This is a genomic window from Streptomyces sp. NPDC042201 (assembly GCF_055582185.1).
In genome coordinates this window covers 235,935-259,402 of the sequence record NZ_JBVJDS010000004.1, presented here as the reverse complement: position 1 = coordinate 259,402, position 23,468 = coordinate 235,935, and the positions used below count along the sequence as shown (strand labels likewise).

23 protein-coding genes and 1 pseudogene are annotated in these 23,468 nt (G+C 70.0%); 10 read left to right on the top strand and 14 right to left on the bottom strand.

Going from position 1 to position 23,468, the window contains the following annotated elements; all coding sequences use genetic code 11:
• Positions 1-25: 25 nt before the first annotated feature.
• From ACZ6MZ_RS11575 to ACZ6MZ_RS11565, 3 genes are all read right to left on the bottom strand, one after another.
• Positions 26-1,237 (bottom strand): MFS transporter, encoded by a 1,212-nt coding sequence (locus tag ACZ6MZ_RS11575; RefSeq protein ID WP_384330005.1) that lies wholly within the window; start codon positions 1,235-1,237, stop codon positions 26-28.
• Between the two features lie 62 nt (positions 1,238-1,299).
• Entirely contained in the window at positions 1,300-2,487 is a 1,188-nt protein-coding gene (locus tag ACZ6MZ_RS11570) for a PLP-dependent cysteine synthase family protein (protein ID WP_469351775.1), read from the bottom strand.
• 186 nt (positions 2,488-2,673) lie between these two features.
• Positions 2,674-3,087, bottom strand: coding sequence for a hypothetical protein (locus ACZ6MZ_RS11565; protein WP_389677844.1), 414 nt, complete (start codon positions 3,085-3,087; stop codon positions 2,674-2,676).
• A 137-nt stretch (positions 3,088-3,224) separates the two neighbouring features.
• On the opposite strand from ACZ6MZ_RS11565, the gene ACZ6MZ_RS11560 reads away from it, so the two are divergent.
• Both ACZ6MZ_RS11560 and ACZ6MZ_RS11555 read left to right on the top strand, forming a co-directional pair.
• Positions 3,225-4,028: an SAM-dependent methyltransferase gene (locus ACZ6MZ_RS11560; RefSeq protein ID WP_384192500.1), complete on the top strand. Its 804-nt coding sequence runs from the start codon at positions 3,225-3,227 to the stop codon at positions 4,026-4,028.
• Between the two features lie 22 nt (positions 4,029-4,050).
• A protein-coding gene (locus ACZ6MZ_RS11555) for an IS5 family transposase (protein WP_469351289.1) occupies positions 4,051-4,940 on the top strand; the annotation gives its coding sequence in 2 pieces (ribosomal slippage) (positions 4,051-4,408 and positions 4,408-4,940; 891 coding nt in all).
• A gap of 603 nt (positions 4,941-5,543) precedes the next feature.
• On the opposite strand, the gene ACZ6MZ_RS11550 is transcribed toward ACZ6MZ_RS11555, so the two are convergent.
• The 3 genes from ACZ6MZ_RS11550 to ACZ6MZ_RS11540 form a co-directional block, all read right to left on the bottom strand.
• Complete coding sequence (locus tag ACZ6MZ_RS11550; RefSeq protein WP_469351287.1) at positions 5,544-6,386, bottom strand: hypothetical protein; 843 nt, start codon at positions 6,384-6,386, stop codon at positions 5,544-5,546.
• Between the two features lie 98 nt (positions 6,387-6,484).
• Positions 6,485-6,970 carry a hypothetical protein gene (locus ACZ6MZ_RS11545; RefSeq protein WP_469351285.1) on the bottom strand — a complete coding sequence of 162 codons (486 nt, stop codon included), beginning with the start codon at positions 6,968-6,970 and terminating at the stop codon, positions 6,485-6,487.
• Between the two features lie 370 nt (positions 6,971-7,340).
• On the bottom strand, positions 7,341-8,366 hold the full coding sequence (locus tag ACZ6MZ_RS11540) for a chitinase (protein WP_469351283.1): 1,026 nt from the start codon (positions 8,364-8,366) through the stop codon (positions 7,341-7,343).
• 310 nt (positions 8,367-8,676) lie between these two features.
• Here ACZ6MZ_RS11540 and ACZ6MZ_RS11535 point away from each other — a divergent pair, with 310 nt between their 5' ends.
• Positions 8,677-9,246 carry an NUDIX hydrolase gene (locus ACZ6MZ_RS11535; RefSeq protein ID WP_469351281.1) on the top strand — a complete coding sequence of 190 codons (570 nt, stop codon included), beginning with the start codon at positions 8,677-8,679 and terminating at the stop codon, positions 9,244-9,246.
• 47 nt (positions 9,247-9,293) lie between these two features.
• On the opposite strand, the gene ACZ6MZ_RS11530 is transcribed toward ACZ6MZ_RS11535, so the two are convergent.
• Entirely contained in the window at positions 9,294-9,995 is a 702-nt protein-coding gene (locus tag ACZ6MZ_RS11530; RefSeq protein WP_469351280.1) for a YoaK family protein, read from the bottom strand.
• Between the two features lie 259 nt (positions 9,996-10,254).
• On the opposite strand from ACZ6MZ_RS11530, the gene ACZ6MZ_RS11525 reads away from it, so the two are divergent.
• The 3 genes from ACZ6MZ_RS11525 to ACZ6MZ_RS11515 all read left to right on the top strand — a co-directional run bounded on the left by ACZ6MZ_RS11525 (position 10,255) and on the right by ACZ6MZ_RS11515 (position 13,201).
• Entirely contained in the window at positions 10,255-11,517 is a 1,263-nt protein-coding gene (locus ACZ6MZ_RS11525; RefSeq protein WP_469351278.1) for an FAD-binding protein, read from the top strand.
• Between the two features lie 362 nt (positions 11,518-11,879).
• The gene (locus ACZ6MZ_RS11520; protein ID WP_469351774.1) at positions 11,880-12,632 is read left to right on the top strand and encodes a serine hydrolase; all 753 of its coding nucleotides are present in this window, start codon (positions 11,880-11,882) and stop codon (positions 12,630-12,632) included.
• Between the two features lie 74 nt (positions 12,633-12,706).
• On the top strand, positions 12,707-13,201 hold the full coding sequence (locus tag ACZ6MZ_RS11515; RefSeq protein WP_384192486.1) for a DUF5954 family protein: 495 nt from the start codon (positions 12,707-12,709) through the stop codon (positions 13,199-13,201).
• A 24-nt stretch (positions 13,202-13,225) separates the two neighbouring features.
• Here the strand turns inward: ACZ6MZ_RS11515 and ACZ6MZ_RS11510 are convergent, their stop codons facing one another.
• Positions 13,226-13,954, bottom strand: a complete 729-nt coding sequence (locus tag ACZ6MZ_RS11510) for a class I SAM-dependent methyltransferase (RefSeq protein WP_469351276.1) — start codon at positions 13,952-13,954, stop codon at positions 13,226-13,228.
• Positions 13,955-14,139: 185 nt separating this feature from the next.
• Between ACZ6MZ_RS11510 and ACZ6MZ_RS11505 the strand changes: the two genes are divergently transcribed.
• Genes ACZ6MZ_RS11505 through ACZ6MZ_RS11495 form a run of 3 tightly spaced genes read left to right on the top strand, consistent with a single transcriptional unit; the run spans position 14,140 to position 16,693 of the window.
• Positions 14,140-15,021, top strand: coding sequence for an ABC transporter substrate-binding protein (locus ACZ6MZ_RS11505; protein ID WP_389792743.1), 882 nt, complete (start codon positions 14,140-14,142; stop codon positions 15,019-15,021).
• On the top strand, positions 15,018-15,914 hold the full coding sequence (locus tag ACZ6MZ_RS11500) for an amino acid ABC transporter permease (RefSeq protein WP_469351274.1): 897 nt from the start codon (positions 15,018-15,020) through the stop codon (positions 15,912-15,914). The genes ACZ6MZ_RS11505 and ACZ6MZ_RS11500 overlap by 4 nt, the downstream gene beginning before the upstream one ends.
• On the top strand, positions 15,911-16,693 hold the full coding sequence (locus ACZ6MZ_RS11495; RefSeq protein WP_469351273.1) for an amino acid ABC transporter ATP-binding protein: 783 nt from the start codon (positions 15,911-15,913) through the stop codon (positions 16,691-16,693). The genes ACZ6MZ_RS11500 and ACZ6MZ_RS11495 overlap by 4 nt, the downstream gene beginning before the upstream one ends.
• An 83-nt stretch (positions 16,694-16,776) precedes the next feature.
• On the opposite strand, the pseudogene ACZ6MZ_RS11490 reads toward ACZ6MZ_RS11495, so the two are convergent.
• Both ACZ6MZ_RS11490 and ACZ6MZ_RS11485 read right to left on the bottom strand, forming a co-directional pair.
• Positions 16,777-16,893: pseudogene (locus tag ACZ6MZ_RS11490) on the bottom strand (cytochrome P450); the annotation flags it as partial.
• A gap of 25 nt (positions 16,894-16,918) precedes the next feature.
• Positions 16,919-17,191, bottom strand: a complete 273-nt coding sequence (locus ACZ6MZ_RS11485; protein ID WP_469351271.1) for a hypothetical protein — start codon at positions 17,189-17,191, stop codon at positions 16,919-16,921.
• A 421-nt stretch (positions 17,192-17,612) separates the two neighbouring features.
• On the opposite strand from ACZ6MZ_RS11485, the gene ACZ6MZ_RS11480 reads away from it, so the two are divergent.
• Positions 17,613-18,719 carry a DUF475 domain-containing protein gene (locus ACZ6MZ_RS11480; RefSeq protein ID WP_469351269.1) on the top strand — a complete coding sequence of 369 codons (1,107 nt, stop codon included), beginning with the start codon at positions 17,613-17,615 and terminating at the stop codon, positions 18,717-18,719.
• Positions 18,720-18,728: 9 nt separating this feature from the next.
• On the opposite strand, the gene ACZ6MZ_RS11475 is transcribed toward ACZ6MZ_RS11480, so the two are convergent.
• The 4 genes from ACZ6MZ_RS11475 to ACZ6MZ_RS11460 all read right to left on the bottom strand — a co-directional run bounded on the left by ACZ6MZ_RS11475 (position 18,729) and on the right by ACZ6MZ_RS11460 (position 23,322).
• The gene (locus tag ACZ6MZ_RS11475; protein ID WP_469351267.1) at positions 18,729-19,451 is read right to left on the bottom strand and encodes a VOC family protein; all 723 of its coding nucleotides are present in this window, start codon (positions 19,449-19,451) and stop codon (positions 18,729-18,731) included.
• A 165-nt stretch (positions 19,452-19,616) separates the two neighbouring features.
• Complete coding sequence (locus tag ACZ6MZ_RS11470; protein WP_469351265.1) at positions 19,617-20,426, bottom strand: SigB/SigF/SigG family RNA polymerase sigma factor; 810 nt, start codon at positions 20,424-20,426, stop codon at positions 19,617-19,619.
• A 148-nt stretch (positions 20,427-20,574) separates the two neighbouring features.
• Positions 20,575-22,488 carry a glycoside hydrolase family 15 protein gene (locus ACZ6MZ_RS11465; RefSeq protein ID WP_469351263.1) on the bottom strand — a complete coding sequence of 638 codons (1,914 nt, stop codon included), beginning with the start codon at positions 22,486-22,488 and terminating at the stop codon, positions 20,575-20,577.
• 63 nt (positions 22,489-22,551) lie between these two features.
• On the bottom strand, positions 22,552-23,322 hold the full coding sequence (locus tag ACZ6MZ_RS11460) for a beta-glucanase (RefSeq protein WP_469351261.1): 771 nt from the start codon (positions 23,320-23,322) through the stop codon (positions 22,552-22,554).
• Positions 23,323-23,468 lie beyond the last annotated feature (146 nt).

The following is a 23,468-nucleotide window of genomic DNA, read 5'->3' as shown; positions in this document are numbered from 1 at the left end:
GGGCGCGGAGAGCGAACGGCAGACGTCAGACGGGCACCGGCCGCGGTACGGGGGCCTCCAGCCGGCCACTGCGGGCCAGCGCGAACACCGCTCCCGCGCAGGCCAGTCCGGTTCCGGTCAGCGCGGTCCAGGGCAGCCACAGGGCGTGCTCGCGCTCCGCGACGTCCCAGAGCGCGCCGGTGGCCAGATTGCCGAGCGTGATGCCCAGCCCCGAGACGGTGTTGTAGAGGCCGTAGTGGGTGGCGACCAGGCGGTTGCCCGACAGGGCGACGACCGTGTCCATCTCGAAGGGGTAGACCACCGCGCTCCCGACGGCCAGTCCGACCACCGCCGCCACCAGGGCCGCGAGAACCCCCAGGCGCGTCATGCGCCCGTCCCCGGCCGGCACCAGCGCCAACGGAAGGAACGCGAGACCCATGACGGCGAGCCCCCGTACCAGCGCCCCGTGCGGACTCCAGCGGCGCGTGGCCCAGCCCGTCAGCCGCAGCTGCCCCACCACCGCCACGGCGGCCGAGATCACGAACAGCGCGCCCGTCGCCTTCGCACCGGCCGGCCCCAGCGCGTCGGCGGCGGCCAGCGGCAGTGCCAGATAGACCTGGAAGGTCAGTACGTACGAGCCGATCATCGCGACCGAGAACAGCAGGAACGGCCGGTTGGCCAGCACCGTACGCCACTGCGCGGGCAGCCCCGCCGGACCGTCGCCGACGCTCCCACCGCCGCCGCGCGCCGGCAGCGAGCGCCACTGGAGCAGGGTCAGTGCGGCGAAGACCAGCGCCGCGACCGTGCACACCAGACGGAAGTCGGCGGCGAGCAGTACGAGCCCGACCGGCGGGCCCAGCAGCATCCCGGCCTGGTAGTAGACATTGAACGTCGCGAACGCCTCGACCCGTCGCTCTCCCGCCTCGGCCGCCAGATAGGCGCGGACCGCCGGGTTGAACAGAGCGCCGGCGAACCCCGTCGCCGCCGAGGCCACGATCAGCGCGGGCAGCTGGTCCACCCAGCCCAGCAGCGCGAACCCGCCCGTGCGCAGCAGACACCCCGCCATGATCGGCGCCTTGTAGCCGAAGCGGTCGGCGAGCGTGCCGCCGATGAGGAACATGCCCTGCTGGGAGAGGTTGCGGACACCGAGCACCAGGCCGACCGCCCAGGCGGCCAGCCCGAGTCCGCCGGCCAGATGCGCCGCGAGGTAGGGCATGAGCATGTAGAAGGCGAGATTGATGGCGAACTGATTCGCCATCAACAGCCGTGCCGCGGGCGGAAAGGAGCGGGTGGAGGCCCACAGGCCCGCCGTCGGAGCCTTCACCGGGCCGCTCCGGCGGCCGGGGCGGCGACGCTGCCGGCAGATCCGGTCGCGGCGAGCGGGTCCACCACCGTGGTGCAGCGCGTCCACCGGGTGACGGTGTGATCGCCGGGATGCGCGATCTCCTGCGGATGGTCGGCGGGCCGGTGTCCCAGCAGCCGGTGCTCACGGCAGTACGCGTCGTCGTACACGGTCCCGATGTACCGCTGCGGACCGTCGGGGAAGACCGCCACGATCCGCTCCTCCGCCGGCCGGACGGCGGCCAGCCACCGCGCGACCAGGGCGACCGCCCCCACACTCCAGCCGCCGGTGGCGTAGCGCGCCCTGGCCAGCGACCGAGCGGCCCAGACCGCTTCCGGGGCGGCGACCCAGTGCACCTCGTCGAAGAGGCCGTACGCGACATTGCGCGGATGGATACTGCTGCCCAGGCCGCGCATCAGCCGGGGCGCGGCGGGCTGGCCGAAGATGGTCGAGCCGGTCGTGTCGACCCCCACGACCCGCAGGTCCGGGAAGAAGCCGCGCAGGACCGAGGCGATCCCGGCGGAATGCCCGCCTGTCCCGACACTGGCGACCAGCGTGTCGATGCGGCCCAGCTGGGCCACCAGCTCATGCGCCAGCGGACGGTACGCGGCCACATTGTCCGGGTTGTGGTACTGGTCGGGGCACCACGCGTCCGGATGGACGGCGAGGAGCTCCTCCACCCGGCGGCGCCGCGCCTGCTGCCAGCCGCCGACCGGATGCGGTGTCCGTACCAGCTCGATGTCCGCGCCGTACGCGGTCAGCAGACCGGTCATCAGTGGTTCCATGCCGGGATCAGTGACCACGGTGACCGGGTGGCCGAAGGTCACTCCGGCCAGGGCCAGCCCCAGACCGAGGGTGCCGGAGGTGGATTCCACGATCCGTGCCCCGGGCAGCAGTTCGCCGCGCTCCCGGGCGCGCGCCACCATGTACAGGGCCGTACGGTCCTTGATCCCGCCGGGGTTGCTGCCCTCCAGCTTCGCCCAGAAGCCGCGGCCGGACGCCGTGAACGGTTCACCGACCCACAGCGTGGGGGTGTCGCCGACCAGCGCCGCCGGGCTGTGCGCCGGCTGCAAGGGCGAGGTCAGCAACTGGGCGGGGGAGTCGGGCACCCGCGCGGGGGCAGGTGCGGTGCACATGGGGGCGGAGGCCACAGGGGCGAGGGACATGGGGGTCGAGGACACATGGGCGGGGGAGATGCCGAATGAGTTCATTGCGCTGTTCTCCTGAGGCCGGGCGCGCGAAGGCGCACCCCGGCCGGGATGGTGGGAAGAACGGTCAGCGAGCCGGCGGGGCCACCGACAGCACGAGCGCGCGGAGCCGCTCGCGCGCCGTCAGAAGCCCGCGGACCGTCATCAGTTCCGCCACACACCCAGGGCCGCACGCCGCCGGTGGTCCGTGCCCCGTCCCGCGCCGGCGCCGGCGCCGTAGCGCCCCGAGCGGGCGGGAAGGGTCACGGGATTCCGTACGACGGCGTCCTCGGCGGTCGTCCCGTGTGCCGCGGGCGGTACGGCGGACTCGTCCGTACGCTGCGTCAGGACGCTCGGTTCGTCCACATCGGTGCAGGACGCCGCCCCATGAGCGGCCCGTCCGGTACAGGCGATCAGCACCACGGGCGCCGGCGCGTACCGAGGCGGCGCCGAGGAGGCCGAGGAGGCAGGGCCGTGCGCGCATCCCAGGACATGGAGCAGCGCGGTCAGTACGGCGAACAGGGCGACGAGGGACCTCGCCCCACGCCTGCTGATCGCATGTCCGGCCGTATCGCTCACGTGACGCAGCGTATGCGATCGGTCGCCTAAAGTTCTCGTGAGGTTCTCGGGGACAGGCGCACGTTTCTGGACGATGATCAGTTCGAGAGACTGAGCCAAGAGACTGAGCCGAAAGACCGAGCCAAGAGGTGGATGCAATGAGTGTGGAGCGGCCGGCGGCCTTCGATTCGGGCGTGGCCCATCCCGCACGGGTGTACAACGTCTGGCTGGGCGGCAAGGACCACTACCCGGCCGATCAGGAGGCCGCCGAGCTGGCGGCCGCGGCCAATCCCGGAATCGTCCCCGCCGTCCGCGCCAACCGCGCGTTCCTCGGCCGGACGGTCCGTCATCTCGCGGGCGAGGTGGGGATCCGGCAGTTCCTGGACATCGGCACCGGCATTCCCGCCGCGCACAACACCCATGAGGTAGCCCAGTCCGTCGCCCCGGACTCCCGGGTCGTCTACGTGGACAACGACCGGATCGTGCTCGCCCACGCCCGTGCACTGCTCGTCGGCACGCCCGAGGGACGGACCGACTACATCGAGGCCGACGCCCGCGACGTGGAGACCATCCTCGCCGAGGCGGCGCACACGCTGGACTTCAGCCGGCCGGTGGGTCTGATGCTCGTGGCGATCCTCCAGTACATCCCGGACGCCGACGACCCGTACGGGACCGTGGCCCGCCTGCTGGACGCGCTGCCGTCGGGGAGCCATCTGGTGATCTCCCATCCGGCGTCCGACATCACCGCCGACGAGGTGGCGCAGTCGATGCGGGTCTACAACGAGCGCGCCGCCGCGCACGGCGCCGCCACGCCCCGTACCCATGACGAGGTGGCGCGGTTCTTCGACGGTACGGAGCTGCTGGAGACCGGAGTCGTATCCCTGCCGCACTGGCGGCCGGGACCGCACGACGTGGTGTCCGACGCCATCCCGATGTGGGGCGGAGTCGCCCGCAAGCCCTAGGCCGTGTCTGATAATTGATCTTGTGGCTGGTCGAGGTGAACTGACGGAAGCGGCGTGGGAGCGAATACGACTGTTGCTTCCTGCGACGGATAGACGAGGTCGGCCCTGGTGGGATCACCGGCAGGTCATCGACGGAGTGTTGTGGCGGTTGCGTACCGGGGCTCCGTGGCGTGATCTGCCGGAGCGATACGGTCCGTGGCAGACGGTCTATGAGCGGTTCGCCCGCTGGGAAGCGGACGGCACATGGGCCAGGCTGCTGGAGCACGTCCAGGTCCGTGATGATGCGGTGGGCAAGATCGAGTGGACGGTTTCGGTGGACTCCACGATCAACCGGGCCCATCAGCACGCGTCCGGCGCCCGTAAAAAGGGGAGCCCTGCGAGGACAAACTGGAAGATCCGCAACGCTCGGCGGCGCGGCAGGCCCTCGGCCGGTCCCGGGGTGGCCTGACCACCAAGGTTCATCTCGCGGTCGATGGGCGGGGCCTGCCGTTGTCTGTCGTCCTGACACCCGGAAACGTCAACGACTCGACGGTGTTCGACACGGTCCTGGACGGTATTCGCGTGCCCAGGACAGGGACGGGAAGACCCAGAAACAGGCCCGATCGCGTTCTGGCGGACAAGGCGTACTCATCACGGGCCATCCGAGCCGGCCTGAGACGTCGCAGGATCAAGGCCACCATCCCCGAACGTGCCGACCAGGTCGGCAACCGACGGCGGCGCGGCACCTGGGGCGGACGCCGTCCCGACTTCGAACCGGAGGCATACAAACACCGCAACGTCGTCGATCGCTGCTTCGCCCGACTCAAGCAGTTTCGCGCAGTCGCAACCCGGTTCGACAAACTTGCCACCCGCTACATGGCGGGATTGCACCTCAGCTCGCTCATCCTCTGGCTCCGCGAAACCACACCATGATCAAGCGTTATCGACTACCTGGGCCGGTCTGCGAAAGCCGCCCCAGTGACCCTCAGTACACCGAGCCGCGACATGAGCTGAGTCTCTTGCTGTGATGTGACGGCAATCCACAGGGCTGTTCCCGTGTCGTCGGCGCTGAAAAGCGGCTGTCCCTGCCGCCATGCCTCGGCATGGATTGTGTATGGGGCCAAAGCCAGCAGTACATCGAACTGTGCGTCGTCGTGGACATCAACATCGATCCCCATCCCGGGATCGCTCTTCGCTGAACGAAGGCCACGGCCAAAGCGCCCTCTGCCATCAACAAGGCCCGCTCGTAGGCGGGTACGACTTCCCGCGGCCAGGCTTCATCGCTGTAGGCATCAATGTGAGCGGTCTCGATACTGTCCCGCAGGACAAGAAGTGCCTCACGATGCGCGTGCACCACGTCTGCAGCACCCAACCCACTCCGAAGAAACAGCTCGCGACGTGCGCCATCGTCATCACTGATCATACAGCTGAGCTTCTCACCCGACGTAGCTCCCGATATCGCAGGGCTACAGCCATTTATCAGACACGGCCTAGGACCATCGCCCGGATTGCGGGTGTCCCCCGGGCCCCCGGCGCTCAGACCTCGCCCGCGTCCTCGAAGACCACCCGCGGGTCAGGTCGGGCGGGGGCGTTGTCCGGCATTCCCGGGGGGAGCACCGGTGCGAGGGCGCGGAACACCGCGTGCATACGGTGCTTGTCGTATCCGGCGAGCGTCTCGGTGGCTTGGAGCAGCAGCCCGCCGCCGGGCAGTTCCCGTACGGCATGGAACGCGCCGGTCGCCTCCAGGGCCCGGGCGCCCCCGAGCCGGGCGGCCAGTTCGGCGGGGACGCCCGTGACCCAGGAGTAACCGCGCAGCAGCGTGCGGGCCTCCCGCAGGGACTTGCGCTGAGGACGGCGCAGGACGGCTTCCAGGTCCGTGGTGTCGTGGAAGTTGAGGTGGTCGATCCGCGCGAAGGCCGGGTTGGCTCCGTCGAGGGCGGTGGCGAGGAAGTCGACCAGGCCCGAGCAGTACGCGGGGTCGCTGATCCGGTCTGCGGCGAAGACCGCCACCGACAGTTCGGAGTGACTGCCTCCACGGCCCACCCGCGTCGCCTCGATGCGGCCGAAGTGGTCGACCCAGGAGCCGTCGTCCGGGTGGGGCTCGTGGAAGGCGGCCGAGGCGTGCAACGGCAGTCCCCGCAGTGCGTCGGCGAGGTCTCGCCAGTTGGCGCGGACGTCGGGGACACGGAAGTCGCGCCCGCCACTGAGCGACTCCGCGACAACCGCCTTGGAGCCCGCCAGCTCCCTGCTTTCCGCAGGGAAGAGGGTGTCAACCGCGGTGCGGAACCACTGGACGAGGAGGTCCCCGCGCGGCTCGGCTGCCAGTTCGTCGAGCGTGGCCCACAGGGTCACGTCCATGGTGGGTGTCTCGTCGTCCACCGGTGTCTCCCTTTCCGGGTAAGGACCCGTGATGTCGTGCCGGCCCAATCCACTAGAGACCGGGTCGGCGGAGCCGAGGCCCGTGGAACAGGCCCGGGTCAGCCCGCCAGCAGGCCTCCGGTCATCCCGTTGACGAAGGACCCGACCGTGAACAGCACACCCGCGAAGACGGCCGCTCCCGCACCCGCCTTCTGCGTCTCCGGGGAGACCTGGATTCCGCCGCCCGGGCTGCTCCCGTTGGCGGACCCGGTGGCTCCCGGCACGGGTTCAGGCATCGGGGCGTCCACGGTTCCGGGGGCGGGCTCTTCCACTGGTTGCCGGGCCGTCGCGCTCGGCTTCGGCAGGGGACTGGGCTTGGGTGTGGGAGGCCGCCGGTCGGTCCGGCCGTAGAAGCGCATGCCCGGGAAGTTCGCCTCGGACCAGACCTTCACCGTACCTTCCCGGGAGGCCGCCCGGCCGGAGAGCAGGCCCTGCCCCCGCTCGACCTGTCGCTCGTCATTCTCGTCGTCGAGGTAGTCCCTGCCCGGGTGCCGTTGCCGGCGCCGGGGCGCGGGGGCGGCAACGGCACCCGGGCCCGGGGGCATTCGGTGCAGGGGGAACGGCTGGATTCCCTCCACTGGTCTGCGGTGGGCGGGATTCCTGGGCGGGCCCCCGAAACCGATGGACCAGTCGCAGATGGCCCAGCCGTTGGAGGGCCAATGGGTTTGTGCCTGGCGCCTCTGAGACTCCGTACTCCCCGTGCACTCGCTTGTCAGAACGTGATCGCCGTAAGGTGCAACGCCCTGTGGTCCTTGCTAAACGGGTGTCCCCGTTGGCCAGCAGACTTCGGCGACATCAAGCCACACCGCGTACCGGCCCGTGCCTCGGTAACGTTGCCGGGTTACCCAGAGCCAGTTCAGAAACTGGTACTCACGGAGTCCGGGGGCCGTCCGTAACCGCCTCGGTCGGCTTGGCTCAGCCCGTGAACTCGGCGAAGATCCGGCTGAACTCCCAGCGCTCCTGGTCGACGCCGGAGCAGGTGTCGTCGTTGGGGTACACACCCGGGCACGGCCGGTCGCGGTTGACCGACCAGAAGGAGAGCCGTGCCAGATGGTGCTCCTGGGCGTAGTCCTTGATGGCCGTGAAGTCGTCGGTCGTCACGGTCTCTTCGACATCGGTGATGCCGTTCATCGAGGACAGCCCGCTGTGGCCGTACGCCTCCGCGTCGCTGTAGCCGTAGGCGTCCTTGACCGCGTTCTTGAGCCCGTCGGTGGCCTGCTTGGTCAGCTCGGCCATGTTCTGGCCCGCCCCGCCGAAGTCGAACGGCATGATCGTCCAGCCGTCGACCTCCAGACCGGAGTCGGCGGCGCGCCGGATCATGCTGCCGTCGGGGCCGGACTGGTTACTGGGGAAGGTGACGTACGTGACGAGGCCCGCGTTGTCGGCCTTGACCTGCTTCAGCGCGTCGATCGTCTTCTGCTGGACCGCCGGGTCGTTGTAGGCGTCGCCCTCGATGTCGATGTCGATCGCTTTGAGGCCGTAGGCGTCGATGACCTTCTGGTACGCACCGGCCAGTGCGCCGGCGTCCGCGCACCGCTGTTCCAGCTTGGCGCCGCTCGCGCCGCCGAAGGAGGGCACGATATCGCCGCCCGCGCCGCGCACCGTGTCGACGGTCTCCTGGTCGACGCCGCCGGTGAGCGGACGGCTGCCGTCCCAGCGCGGGTCGCAGCTGCCGGCATCCAGGACGAATGCCATCGTGAACCAGCTGACCCCGGTGGCGTTCATGACCTCGATGGGGTCCGGCGGATTTCCCCAGCCGTTGTACAGGTAGGGCGCGACGGCCTGCGGCGCCGCGGCGGGCCGTACGCCGTCGGTGGCCGTGTAGGCACCGGCCGACGCGGTGGTACCGATGGCAACGGCGGCCGCGCAGACCGCGATGGCGGATCCGCGCAGGAGGCGCCGCTTCCTGGATCGCGATCCAGGGCGTGCTGAGGTGCTCATGTGGGGGGCCTTCCTGTGTGGGGGAGGGAAGGTGTGGAGCGGGCGGGCCGCGCGTCCGCCGACCTGATATGGATGGCGGAGATCGCCCAACTGGCCCTGCTCCATGATTAATTCAAGGCTTGAGTTAACTCGTGAGGCAGATGAGCGTCAAGGGGGTGGATGGCTATGGCATGTATGCGTTTCCTCAAGGCGGCCACCGTCGCGCCGGCGGTCAAAACGGGAGGACACCGGTCGCCGTGATCCGTAATCTTCTCGGTGCTGTACGACGACCGAGCGGGATTCTCACGAGTTGACGGGCATGGAAAAGCACATGGAAGCTGTCGGCCGACCGATCGTCGAGCTGCTGGCCCGGTACCGCACGCAGGACCACGCCGAGGCCGCCGACGTCGGCCGCGTACGTGAACTCGCCGAGACCGCCGCCGACCCGTGGCTGCGCTCGATCCCCCTGCATGTGACGGCATCCGCCCTGATCGTGCACCCCGGGAGCGGACGGGTGCTGATGCGCTGGCACGAGCGGCAGCAGTCGTGGCTGCAGGTGGGCGGTCACGGAGACCCCGGCGAGACCGATCCCGTCGCCGTCGCGCTACGCGAGGCGGGCGAGGAGACCGGCCTCGGCGACCTGGCGCCCTATCCGGACGCGTCAGTCGTGCAGGTGGTGATCGTGCCCGTCCCCGCCAGGGGCGAGGAACCCGCGCACGAACACGCCGACCTGCGTTTCGTCCTGGCCACGGCCGAACCGGACACGGCACGCCCGGAGACGGCCGACGCCCCTCTGCGCTGGCTGACCCTGTCGGAGGCGAAGGAGGCCACGGCCGAGGACAATGTCCGCGAAGGGCTGCGACGCGTGGAGAAGCTGCTGACGGGGACACCGCGCGACTGACGGCTGGACGGGGGGCGGCGCGGTCCTGTTCTCCGTACGGGCCGGTCTCACCCGGCGGTCCCGGCCGGCGGGGCGTCCGGCAGGGGCGCCAGGACGAAGACGCAGGCGGCGCTCGTGACCAGCGTGGCGGCCAGAGCCACCACACCCGCCACCGTCACCTTCAGCAACAGCGCACCGGTGGCCGCTCCGCCGAACATGGCCAGCAGCGAACCCACCCTGCGATGCGGCTTGGCGCCGGTGCCCGCCCCGAGCACACTCTCCGCGCTGAGCCCGGTGAGGGTCTGGGTGAGCACGGTCGTCGTGAGATCCCTGGGCGCCAGCAGGCGGACGGTCGCGTTCTGCAGACCGCAGCAGGCGCCGAGCAGGGCGATGACCCCGAACTTGAGCCCGCCCCCGGCCCGCAGAACCCCGGTGCCGAGCAGGACCGCCGTCAGGACGAGTCCTGCGGCCTGACCGCCGAAGGCCACGCCGAGCCAGAGCCGTGGCCGGTGGCCGAAGTTCTTGCTGAGCTGGCCGCCCAGGAACGCACCCAGTACGAAGGCCCCCATGGCCACGATCGGCGCGACCACGGGCAATCCGGAGTTGTGCGACACGGAGAACCCGAGAAAGACGACGTTGCCGGTCATGTTGGCGACGAAGACGTGCCCCAGCCGCAGATAGCTCACCGCGTCCACCAGGCCGGTCGCGAAGGTCATGACCAGCAGCGCCCCCACGGCCCACCGCCGCGACACGGGAAGATTCTCGGGCACGGGCCACCTTCCTTCCTCCGGGCTTTCCGCGGGCTTCCCCACGGAGCTCTTTCCGAGGCGTACGGCCCTGCTCACACGTCGTAACCGAGTCAACACACTAGCCCCGGCGTACGCGCTCACCCGTTCTCACCAGGCGTGTCAGCGCCGACGGTGACATCCGGCCGCGGTGCCCCGTTGTCCGGGCTCGCATGCCAGAGTGGCGCGAGCGACAACGTGAGGGGCATGGCCGCCATGCCCGGACGCAGCGGAGGAGAACACAGTGCCTGTGACGAACTGGGCCGGCAACATCACCTTCAACGCGGCGCGCGTGCACACCCCTTCGTCTGTCGAACAGCTTCGGGAGATCGTCGCCGGCAGCCGTTCGGTACGCGCGCTGGGCAGCGGCCATTCGTTCAACAGGATCGCGGACACCCGCGGCGACCTGGTCTCCGTGGCGGGGCTGCCCAGGACCGTCGAGGTCGACGAAGCGGCCGCCACGGTGACGGTCGGCGCGGGCCTGCGGTTCGCCGAGTTCACCGGCGCCGTGCACCGGGCGGGACTGGCCCTGCACAACCTCGGCTCGCTCCCGCACATCTCGGTCGCCGGAGCCTGCGCCACCGGAACGCACGGATCGGGCGTCGGCAACGGCACGCTCGCCTCGGCGGTACGCGCGCTGGAACTCGTCACCGCGGACGGCGGGACGCTGACGCTCGAACGGGGCGAGGAGGACTTCGCGGGGACGGTGACCTCCTTGGGCGCGGCCGGCATCGTCACCCGTATGACGCTCGACCTCGTGCCGGGCTACGACATCCGGCAGTGGGTGTACGAAGGGCTCCCGTACGGGCGGCTGCGCGAGCGGTTCGACGACGTACTCTCCGCCGCCTACAGCGTGAGCCTCTTCACACGCTGGCGGACCGACGAGATAGAGCAGGTGTGGCTGAAGCAGCGGACCGGTGACGGCGATCCGGGGCCCGCGCCCGACGCCTGGCTCGGTGCCGTGCTCGCGGACGGCCCCCGGCATCCGGTGCCCGGCATGGCCCCGGAGACCTGCACGGAACAGTCCGGGGTCGCCGGGCCGTGGTACGAACGGCTGCCGCACTTCCGGCCCCAGTTCACCCCGAGCAGCGGGGAGGAGCTGCAGAGCGAGTACTTCGTCGCCCGGGAGGACGGTCTCGCCGCCTTCGACGCACTGGCCCGGATCAGGGACCGGATCGCGCCGGTCCTGCAGATCGGTGAGATCCGCACCATCGCGGCGGACGACCTGTGGCTGAGCCCGGCGTACGGGCGCGACTCGGTCGCCTTCCACTTCACGTGGTTCCCGGACACCGCGGCCGTGACGCCGGTGCTGGGGGCCATCGAGGAGGCGCTCGCGCCGTTCGCCGTCCGGCCGCACTGGGGAAAGCTCTTCACGACGAGCCCGGAGCGGGCCAGAGAGCTGTACGAGCGGTACGCGGACTTCGAGAAGCTGACCGCGAGGCTCGATCCGCGGGGCACATTCCGTAACGATTTGATAGAGCGCTTCTTCCCCGGCGGCCGCGGATAGCGGGGGTGTCGCGCGTCGGATGCCGGGCGTCTCAGGTTTTTGTCACGGAGCGTTTACCTGGGAGATAGCCGCTTCTCAGTTTGTCTTTCTACCCTCGCGCCATGTCCAGGCCCAGGTTCTTCCCGCACGCCCTTACCTATGTCCGGCGCCGTCCGTCGCTCTGCGTCTCCGCCGCCCTGGTACTCCTCATGGCCGGATGGGCGGTGGCGGGCGGTCTCCATGTGATCGCCCGGGGCGACTCACGGGCCGTGCCGATGCTGTCGCCCTTGCCTTCGCCTTCACCCTCGGCCTCACCCTCGCCCTCGGCCTCAGCCTCACCACCGCCTTCACCCTCGCCTTCACCCTCGGAATCCGTGGGCACCATGCGGTTGGACGGGGTCGGCCAGTCGACCGAGGCGGATCCCGATCAGGTCCTGGCCGAGCGGCTGGCACCGATTCTGAAGACCACGACGGCCTCCCTGTCGGTGGCGGTGCTCGATCTGGAGGACGGCCGCCAGGCGCGGTACGGCGTACGCGCCGGGACGACGTACGACACGGCGAGCATCGTCAAGGTCGACATCCTGGTGGCTCTGCTGCTCAAGGCGCAGGACCAGGACCGCCGGCTCACGGCGCAGGAGAAGACCTACGCGGTCTCGATGATCCGGGTGAGCGACAACGCGTCGGCGGACGCGCTGTGGAGCGCGATCGGCGGGGCGCCCGGTCTGGACGCCGCGAACCGCCGGCTCGGGCTGACCGGAACGACGGCCGGGAGCAACGGGCTGTGGGGGCTGACACAGACCACCGCGACGGACCAGGTGGCGCTGCTGTCCGTCGTGTTCGGCGAGGACTCCGAACTGGCCGCGGCGTCGCGGACCTATGTGCGGGAGCTGATGGGCGGGATAGCGGAGGGCCAGGACTGGGGTGTGTCGGCCGCGGGCACGGCCCCGGAGCTGAAGAACGGCTGGCTGCCGCGGACCGCGACCGGTCTGTGGGACATCAACAGCGTCGGGCGGATATCGGTGGACGGGCACAGCTGTCTGCTGGCGGTGCTGTCGGGAGGCAGTGTCAGCAAGCAGGCCGGGGTCGCGCTGGTGGAGAAGGCGGCGAAGGCGGCGGCCGCGGTGATTTCGGCCTAAGGTTGGCGGATTTACGTCGGAATGATCCTCCTATCCGTACCTCGCGGACCGCGGAAATGCGGCAGGCTGGTCGCGTGAGCGCGAACTCGGACGAGGCAGCAGACGAGGTATTCGACGATGCGGCGGCCAGGCGGCTGCTGGAGCTGGGACAGCGTGAGGAGGCGCTGCGACGTAAGTATCCGGTGGACGGGCCTGTCTGGGAGCGCATGTCGGTCTCGCACTACACGGCGTACGCCGCGATGCTGCACGAGGACCGGGGCTGGCGGCAGCTCTTTCCGGCCGTTCCCGCCGAGGACGAGGCGCGGATGGATCTCCGCGACGTACTGCGCGTACGAGCCGCGGACGGGGGAGAGTTAGGCCCGCGCTTCGCACGCGCCGCCGATGCGGTCGCGCACGGCGAGGACCAAGTGATCATCGGCGGGGATGTGTACCGCATGGTGCGGGTCGAGCAGACGATCATCATGACCGGCCATGGCCCACAGCCACCGCAGCCTCGGGACCAGGAGTTTCCCGAAGTGCTCGACGAGCGTCCCGGGCCCAGAGGGCCGGGGCTGGCACTGGACGAATAGGGCGCCGGACCCGCCTTGACCGGGTCATGCCCGGCGTGCCACCACCAGGACGCAGCGGGGGGTGCCGTCGGGCAGGTGGCCGAGGTCCGTCAGCGGGCGGAGCCCGGTCGCGAACCCTGCCCGGGCCAGTTCGTCCAGCACATCCGCAAGCCGGAACGTGCGGTAGTACATGACGAAGCTCGGGTGCCACAGCAGATTGCGCAGACGCATCGCCGTGTCGAAGCCCCAGAGCGCCCAGTAGAGCTTCGAGCCGACCCGGGGCGGGGCCGGGACCGGAAAGACGAACCGGCCGCCCGGCCGGAGCGCCGCGTGCGCCTGGGCGAACAGCGCGGGCAGCTCACGGGGGAGGAAATGGCCGAACGCCCCGAAGCTCACGGCCAGATCGAAGGCCGGGGCGAAGGGGAGAGCGCGCGCGTCGGCCCGTACCCAGTCCACCACCGGTGCGCCCGGGACAGCCGGAAAGGCGGATCTCGCGGCGGCGAGCATGCCCGCGCTGAAGTCGACGCCGGTGACCCGCTCCTCGCACAGCTGGCGCAGCACCCCCACGCCGGCGCCGGTCCCGCAGCAGATGTCGAGCCCCGTACGGAACGGCCCGAGCGGCCGGACGGCGCTTACCACCGCGTCCAGCAGCTGGTCAGGCGTCCGGAACGGCGTCCGGTCGAATTTCGGAGCCAGCAGGTCGTAGCCGTGCTCGATGGACGAGAGCGCCTGCACGGCGAGTTCGCGAAGGGTCGGGCCCTGAGGGGTGAACATCAATGATCAGAGTAACGACCTCACCGGACCCGTCGACGGGGCCCTGCCCGAATCGGCAGCGGTCTCAGGAGACGCTGACCCACCTGGTCCTGCCGCGCGTGGTGTGGTCCCCCGCCGAGCAGCCTTCATGAGATCGCAATGCTGTGATCTCGACAGATACCCCCCTGAAGTGCGACTCTCCCGCCATGCGCCTCACCGCCCGGAGCCTTCTCCCCGCCCTGTTCGTCATCGCCCTCACCGCCGCCACGGGCTGCGCCCCGCAGGAGACGTCGTCCACCGACACGTCGTCCGCCGGCGCTTCAGCCTCCGCGTCGTCCTGCGACAAGGGCGGGCCGGCCACCCAGGTGAAGGGGAAGCTGACGGTCGGGACGGACAAACCGGCCTACGCGCCCTGGTTCGTGGACGACGATCCGGCGAGCGGCAAGGGCTTCGAGTCCGCCGTCGCGTACTCCGTCGCCAAGGCCCTCGGCTACGAGAAGGACCAGGTCGTCTGGCAGACCGTGCCGTTCAACAACGCGTTCGCGCCCGGTGAGAAGAACTTCGACTTCGACATCAACCAGGTCTCCATCAGCGCCGAGCGCAAGCAGGCCGTCGACTTCTCCTCCGGCTACTACGAGGTCCGCCAGGCCGTCGTCGCGCTGAAGAAGTCCCCGTACGCCAAGGCCACGAGCGGCGCGGACCTCAAGGGGGCCAAGCTCGGCGCCCAGGTCGGCACCACCAGCCTCGACACGATAAACGAGGTCATCAAGCCGTCCCAGCGGCCCGCCGTCTTCCAGAAGAACGACTTCGCCAAGTCCGCCCTGCGCAACGGCCAGGTGGACGCGATCGTCGTCGACCTGCCCACCGCCTTCTACATCACCTCGGCCGAGGTGCCGGACGCGCGGATCGTCGGCCAGTTCGCCGACTCCGGCGGCGCCGCCGAGCAGTTCGGACTCGTCCTCGACAAGGGCAGCGCGCTCACGGCCTGCGTCACCCGGGCCGTCGACGGGCTGCGCGAGGACGGCACCCTCGCCGCCCTGGAGAAGCAGTGGCTGTCCGACGCCGTGGACGCCCCGGTGCTCAAGTGACCTCGGAGACCGTCCACGAGCGGAAGGACGCGGACAGGGACGAGGACGCGTACACACCGTCGGCGCGGCGGATCGAACGGGAGCGGTACAAACGCGTCCGCGCCCGCCGTGCCACCGCGGTCGCCGCGCTCTCCACCCTGGTGACGGGCGTCGTGCTGTTCCTCGTCATCACCGGCTCTCCCGGCTGGCAGCGCACCCGTGAGACCTTCTTCAGCGCCGAGTACGCCCGCATGGCGCTGCCCCAGGTCCTCGACGGCCTGCTGCTCAATCTGCGGCTGCTCGCGATCTGCGGAGTGTGCGTCCTCCTGCTCGGACTGCTGCTGGCCGTCGCCCGTACCCTGCGCGGCCCGGTCTTCTTCCCCGTCCGCGCGCTGGCCACCGCGTACACCGACTTCTTCCGTGGGCTGCCCCTGATCATCTGCCTGTTGATGGTCGTCTTCGGAGTGCCGGCGCTGCGCCTGCAAGGCGTCACCACCGATCCCGTGCTGCTCGGCGGCACCGCGCTCGTCCTGACCTACTCCGCGTACGTCGCCGAGGTCTTCCGGGCCGGCATCGAGTCCGTACACCCCTCCCAGCGGGCGGCGGCCCGTTCGCTCGGGCTGTCCAGCGCCAAGACGCTGCGGTACGTCGTCCTTCCGCAGGCGGTACGGCGCGTGGTGCCGCCGCTGCTCAACGACCTGGTGTCGCTGCAGAAGGACACCGGCCTCGTCTCCATCGCCGGCGCCGTCGACGCCGTCTACGCGGCCCAGATCATCGCCGGAAAATACTTCAACTACACGCCGTACGTGGTCGCGGGACTCGTCTTCGTCGCACTGACGATCCCGATGACCCGCTTCACCGACTGGGTCACGGCCCGGATGGACCGCCGGCGCGCGCAGGGAGGAACCGTATGACGGCCGACCACACCCCTCCGAAGGCCGGCGACGCCCCCGTGCTGCGCCTGGACTCCGTACGCAAGACCTTCGGACGGGACCGGGTCGTCCTGCGGGACGTCACCCTCGACGTGGCACCGCACACCGTGACCGCGCTGATCGGCGCCTCGGGCTCCGGCAAATCGACCCTGCTGCGCTGCGCCAATCTGCTGGAGGAGATCGACGACGGCGCGATCTTCCTCGACGGCGAGGAGATCACCGATCCGCGGGCCGACCCCGACGCGGTGCGTCGCCGCATCGGCGTCGTCTTCCAGTCGTACAACCTCTTCCCGCACATGACCGTCCTGCAGAACATCACCCTCGCCCCGCGCCGGGTCCTCGGTGTCCCGCGCGAGGAGGCGGAGGAACGGGCCCGCGAACTGCTCGTCCGCCTCGGCCTCGGCGACAAGGCGGCGGAGTACCCGGACCGGCTCAGCGGCGGCCAGCAGCAGCGCGCCGCGATCGTACGGGCCCTCGCGGTGCGCCCGCGGCTGCTGCTCCTCGACGAGATCACCGCGGCGCTCGACCCCGAGCTGGTCGGTGAGGTGCTGTCGGTCGTACGGGACCTCAAGGGCGAGGGGATGACGATGGTGCTGGCCACGCACGAGATGAGCTTCGCCCGCGAGGTCGCGGACCAGGTGTGCTTCCTGGACGGCGGTGTGGTGCTGGAGCGGGGCACGCCCCAGCAGGTGTTCGGCGACCCGCGGCAGGAACGTACGCAGCGGTTCCTGCGGCGGATCGTCGAGGCCGGCAGGCTGTGACCCGGCCGGGCGTCTCAGCGTCGCGCCCCCAGCCGCGCCGGCAGCGTCGCTCAGCTCGTACTGCTCGATCTGACTGGCGGTGAGGTGACCAGGGTGCGCAGCCGGCGGTGCTCCTGGCCGTCGGCCGTCACCCTATTGGTGACCTTCACCATGCCGATGAGCGGCCGGCCGTCCGCTGTCTCGCCACGGACGATGGCGTTCCCGTGGGGATCCGGGCCGGACGGCTCATGAGGCGGCGCCCGCTCTTTCCACGGCGTGCATCGCGCCGAGGCTTGTCACATAGGCGACAAGGCCGATCAGCGCGTCCACCGACGGGATGTGTTCCCGCGCGTCACACGTCACCACGGACGTCTGCTCCGGCGCCACGGCCGCGCCGGCGCTGACGCGTGTGACGGGGAGCACCGACGCGGCCAACGCGGCGAGGGTGACCAGCAGAGCCGCCGGCCAGAGCAACTGCCCCCGGCGGGAGCGGGGGGCGGGCGCGGGGGAACGTGCCATGGAGAACCTTCGAGTTGTCTGAAAATCATGGTCCGGCGGGCCGTCACCCGGGGTGGTCACGGGAAGCGGAGCCGGTGCGGTGCTGGTACGACGGCCAGAGGTGGGGGCGTCAGGCGGCGGGCTCCATCCGCCCCGCCGCGGCCATGCACCTTGATCATGTAATGAACTACCTCTTTACCGGGGGTTGTTGGGGGATCGTATATCCGGCAGTCATATCCGGAAGTCGGTTCCCGGCCACGCCGCGGTCACCCCCGCGGCGCACGGCCGGGTCGTACCCGGTGAGGCATGGCGGGTGATTCGTGGGGCAGCGGAGAGTCGTGTTCACTTACGGTGAGATCCAGTCGGGGCCCCGCGGCGAGGGCCCCACGGTGCCCGCGCGTGCGGGAAGCGGGGCCTTCGTACACGGCGAAATGGGCGGCCAGTGGTTCTGAAGACGTTCAGGTGGGCGTTCCTCGTCACCGCGCTCGGCCTGGCGGCCGGGGGCCTCTACGACGGATGGGCCGCCTTGGGGATCGTCGCGGTCCTGGCCGTCCTCGAGATCTCGTTGTCCTTCGACAACGCGGTGATCAACGCCGGAATCCTGAAGAAGATGAGCGCCTTCTGGCAGACGATCTTCCTCACGATCGGCGTGCTGATCGCGGTCTTCGGGATGAGGCTCGTCTTTCCCGTCCTGATCGTCTCCCTCACCGCCAAGATCGGCCCCGTCAAGGCGGTGGAGCTGGCCCTGAACGACAAGGAGCGCTATCAGCAGCTGGTGACCGACGCGCATCCGTCGATCGCCGCCTTCGGCGGTATCTTCCTGCTGATGATCTTCCTCAACTTCGTCTTCGAGGACCGGGAGATCAAGTGGCAGGCCTGGCTGGAGCGGCCACTGGCCAAGCTCGGCAAGGTGGACATGCTCGCGGTCTGCATCGCGCTCATCGTGCTGCTCATCGCGGCCATGACGGTCGCCACCCACGCCCATCAGCACGGCGGCCAACACGCCGACAAGGCTCAGACCGTGCTGACCGCCGGGCTCGCCGGCCTCATCACCTATCTGATCGTCGGCGGTCTCTCCAGCTTCTTCGAGAACCGGCTCGAAGAAGAGGAGGAACGCGAAGAGGCGGAGGAACGCGCGGAGAGGGCCGCCGGCAGGAACGGCTCCGGGGCCGCCCTCACCGGCAAGGCGGCGTTCTTCATGTTCCTCTACCTGGAGGTCATCGACGCGTCGTTCTCGTTCGACGGTGTCATCGGTGCCTTCGCCATCACCAACGACATCGTGCTCATGGTCCTCGGTCTCGGCATCGGCGCCATGTACGTCCGGTCGCTCACGGTCTACCTGGTCCGGCAGGGAACCCTCGACGACTACGTCTACCTGGAGCACGGCGCGCACTACGCGATCGGCGCGCTCGCCGTGATCCTGCTGGTCACCATCCAGTACCAGGTCAGCGAGATCATCACCGGACTGGTCGGCGTCGTCCTGATCGGCTGGTCCTTCTGGTCCTCGGTCCGCCGCAACCGCCGCGAAGACCGGCCGGACACACCCTGAGGTGTGCCGTCAGCCGGTGGTGATGGTGAACAGACCGCCGTCGGGATCGCGGAGAGTGGCTTCACGTCCGGCGGCGGAGGTGGCCGGGGGAAGGACGACGGTGCCTCCGGCGGCGCTCGCGGCCTTGACCGAGGCGTCCACGTCCGGCACATGGAAGGACACATGCCAGCGGGGCCGGATCTGCGGGTCGGGCGCGCTCTCCACCGCTCCGCCGCGCAGCGCGGCGACCGTGTGCGAATCGTCGCGTACCAGCACCTGCCCGTCCTCGTAATGGACCTCGCAGCTGTCCTTCTCGTCCGAGCCCCAGGTGAGGACCTCGGCGTAGAAGATGGCGGCGGCGAACGCGTCCCGGGTACGCAGCTCCAGCCGGGAGGGCCCGCTGCCCAGCCCCACCGACCAGCCCGGGATGATCCTTCCCTCCCAGAGGCCGAACACGGCGCCGTCCGGGTCGGCGGCGAGCGTGGCCCGGCCCGTGTTCATGCTGAGGGGCCCCACGGCGACGGTGGCACCCCGCTCGCGTACCCGGGCGGCGCTCGCGTCCGCGTCGTCGACGGCGAAGTACGGAGTCCACGCGACCGCGGCCTGGAGGCTGGGAGCCAGCGCCCCGATGCCGGCCACCGGCGATCCGTCGGCGAGCGCGACGGTGAAGTCCTCGCCCAGCGAAGTGGGCCGGAAGGTCCAGCCCAGGGCCGTGCCGTAGAAGTCCTGCGCGGCCTGGAGATCACGGGCCATCAGACTCACCCAGCACGGGGCCCCGGATACGGACTGACGTGACGCCGACATGGCTCTGGACCACTCCATTCTTCCTGGTGGGGGCCGCCCTGGCCGCCGCTCTCCATACTTCACCCCACCGTGCCGCTCCGCGCGCCGGTACGCACGTGGCCCGTGCGGGACGCCTCAGGCCCGGGCCTGGGGGAGCATCCCGGCGCGCAGCCGGGTGAGGATGCGGGTGAGCAGCCGGGACGCGTGCATCTGGGAGATGCCGAGCGCGGCGCCGATCTCGGCCTGCGTCATCTCCGCCCCGAAGCGCATCGCCAGGATCCGGCGGTCGCGGTCGCCCAGTTGGGCCAGCAGGGGCTTGAGGACGTGCAGGTTCTCCACGGCTTCGATCGCCGGGTCCTCCTCGCCGAACCGGTCCGCGTACGCGGAGCCCTCGCTGTCCCCGGGGCGGCCGGGCAGATCCAGGGATCCCGCGGTGTGGCCGTTGCCGGCCTTGATCGCCTCACCGACCTGCTCGCCGCTGAGCCCGAGGTGCTCCGCGAGTTCGGCGTGGGTCGGCTCGTGGTCCAGGCGCTGGGAGAGCTCGGTGGTGGCCGCGGTGAGGGCGACGGCCCGCTCCTGCAGCGCGCGGGGGACATGCACCGCCCAGCCGTTGTCGCGGAAGTGCCGCTTGATCTCACCGGTGATGTAGGGGACGGCGAAGGTCGCGAACTCCACCTCGCGCGAGAGGTCGAAGCGGTCGATGGCTTTGATGAGACCGATCGTCCCGACCTGGACGATGTCCTCCATGCCCTCGTGCCGGCGCCGGAACCTGCGCGCCGCGAACCGCACCAGGGTCAGGTTCAGTTCGACGAGGGTGTTGCGCGTGTACTGGTGCGGGTACGTGCCCTCCTCCAGGCCGCGCATCCGGTCGAGCAGCACCCTGGACAGCGCCTTCACATCGGTCGGCGCCGCCTCGGCCGGCCCGGTCACCGCCCCGTGTGACATCCGCGTCTCCTCCGCATGGCCGTGATCATCCGGGCCCGCCCGCCCCGGGCGACCATGTTCACGCCGACAACGTCCCCATCCCGGCCAAGGACCACCCGGGTGGGTGCACACCGGCACCGCGCCGTGGCGGTGGCGTTGACCCGGCTCCTCAGCCCATCGCGCGGTCGAGGTTGATCGCCGAGCTGATCAGGGCGAGATGTGTGAACGCCTGCGGGAAGTTGCCCAGATGCTCGCCGGTCAGCCCGATCTGCTCGGCGTACAGGCCGACATGGTTGGCGTAGGTGAACATCTTCTCCAGTGCCAGCCGCGCCTGCTCCACCTCGCCGGTGCGGGCGAGTGCTTCCACCCACCAGAACGAGCAGATGGAGAACGTGCCCTCGGTGCCGTCCAGGCCGTCCGGGGCCTGCTCGGGGTCGTACCGGAACACCAGGCTGTCCATCACGAGCCGGCCGGCGATGGCGTCGACGGTGGACCGGAACCGCGGGTCGACCGGTGAGACGAACTTGACCATGGGCATCAGCAGCAGGGAGGCATCCAGGATGCACTCCGGATGGTGGTCGGCGTCAGCGGCGAGACGCTGCACGAAGGTGCGCGCCCGCGGATCCCAGCCACGCGCCATGATCTCGTGGTAGATCTTGTCGCGCGTGGCGCCCCAGCGGTTCAGATCGCCCGGCAGACCGCGCTGGCGGGCCATCCTGATCATGCGCTCGAACGCGACCCAGCACATGAGCCGCGAATAGGTGTGGTGCTGTTCCCCCGCCCGGGTCTCCCAGATGCTCTGGTCCGCGCTGTCCCAGTTCTCCAGCAGCCATTCCAGGATGGCGCACAGATCGATCCAGCTCTCGTGCGAGATCCCCACGCCGTACTTGTTGAACAGATAGACCGAGTCGATCAGCTCACCGTAGATGTCCAGCTGGCGCTGGCCGCTGGCGTTGTTGCCGGTACGCACCGGATACGAGCCCCGGTAGCCCTCCAGGTGCCCGAGTGTCTCCTCGGGAAGACTGGCGTGCCCGTCGATCGAGTACACGACGTGGAGCGGGCCGTCGTCGCGGTCGGTCGCGGCGCGCAGCCGCTCGGTCAGCCAGTCCATGAACCCCTGCGCCTCCTGTGTGAACCCCAGCCGCAGCAGTGCGTACAAGGAGAACGCGGCGTCCCGGATCCACACGTACCGGTAGTCCCAGTTGCGCGCGCCGCCGACCTGCTCGGGCAGCCCGAGCGTCGGCGCGGCGACGATGGCGCCGCTCGGCTCATGGGTCAGCAGCTTGAGGGTCAGCGCGGAGCGGTGGACCGTCTCGCGCCAGCGGCCGGTGTACGTGGACTGGCTCAGCCAGCGACGCCAGAACACCACGGTGGCCTCGAAGAGCTCTTCCGCGGCGGCCGCCTCGTCCGTGCCCGCGCCCGTCCCCGAGGCGGGGTCCTCGTCCTCGCCGTCCGTCTCGAGGACGAACAGCGCGGTCTCGCCCTCGGTGAGGTCGAACTCCGCGTGGGCGTCGGTGTCGTCGAGGTCCAGATCGATGGAGGACCGCACGGAGAGCGTGAGCGTCTCGCTGGCGAACCGCACGCCTTGCGGCATCCGCTCCAGCCGGTGCCGCTCGCGGCCGTAGTCCATCCTCGGCGCGATCCGCACCGCCAGGCGCATCCGGCCACGCACATTGACCACCCGGCGCACCAGGCGCTGCCGGTGCCGCGGGTCCTGTTCCCGCAGGACCGGCATGAAGTCCTGGACCTCCACGATGCCGTCGGCGGTGAGCATCCGGGTGATCAGGATGTTCGTGTCGGGGAAGTAGAACTGATTGCGGGTGGCGACCTGACACACCGGCACGATCTCCCAGAAGCCGCCACGGTTGGTGTCGAGCAGCGATCCGAACACGCTGGGGGAGTCGAAACGGGGAGCGCAGAACCAGTCGATGCGACCGTCGGTACCCACCAGCGCGGCGGTACGCAGGTCCCCGATCAGTCCGTGCTCGGCGATGGGCAGATAGTCCTCACTCTGCTCGTCACGCTCGCGCTCGCCCTGCGTCGGATCGCAGGGTTCGGTGGTGTCCTGATCGTGGTCGTTCATCCTTTCGAGTCTCGCTCACCGGACGGAGACGCGCATGTCGGTGCGGGCTTCCCGCCACGGGCGTCACGGGCGGTAGATGCGCAGGCCCTCGACCTCGTACGACATGGCTGTCACGCCGCGCTCCGGCGCCGGGTGGTACCGGCCGGCGCAGACGGAGAGATTCACGATGAGGTAGGCGTGCCAGTCACGGCCCACGCCCTTGGTGTCGGCGAAGGCGCGGACGCCGTTGACCCACCAGACGACGGACCTCGCCCCGAACTCGACCTTCAGGTCCAGCCACGCGCCGGGCCGGATCGACGCGTCGGTGTAGTAGCTCCCGCTGCCGTTCACATGATTCGACAATTCCAGCAGGTTCGGGTTGTCGGGGTGGTACTCGAAGACATCGATCTCGTTCCTGCCGTCCCGCCAGGTCCAGATGGCGGGCCATGCCCCGATCTCGGTGGGCAGCAGCACGCGGGCTTCGAGGATGTCGCCGGCGCGGACGGTGAATTCCTCGGCGCTGCCCTCGGTGGTGAGCAGACCGGTGTTCCACTTGCCGTCGGGACGGCGGGACGCCCGGAAGACACCGCTGCGGCTGTAGTCGGCGTCGGGCACGAGATAATCGAGCTTGTTGTCCCCGGGATTGACCGGACCGCCGCCCGGATACGCCCATGAGCGGCCGGCCACCCACTGTTCCGGCGACGAGAAGTCGGCCGTGAACCAGGGCTCCCCGGTCGGCACCGGCGGACCGCCGGGCGTTGGCACGGTCGGTGCCGGCACGGTCGGTGTGGGCCTGGGCCTGGGCCGGAGCTTCTGTGTGAGCCACTCCAGCAGCTCGGATCCGCGGTGGCTCATGGCGTTCCTCTTCCCCGAGGCTGAGGACATCTCGTGGCGGACGGGCCCCCGACTTCCCAAGGAAGTCCGGATCCGCCGCTGTTGGACAGGCTAGGGAGGCATGCCCGGCCCTGGGGCCGACGCGCCGTCCCTCATCCGGCTGACAC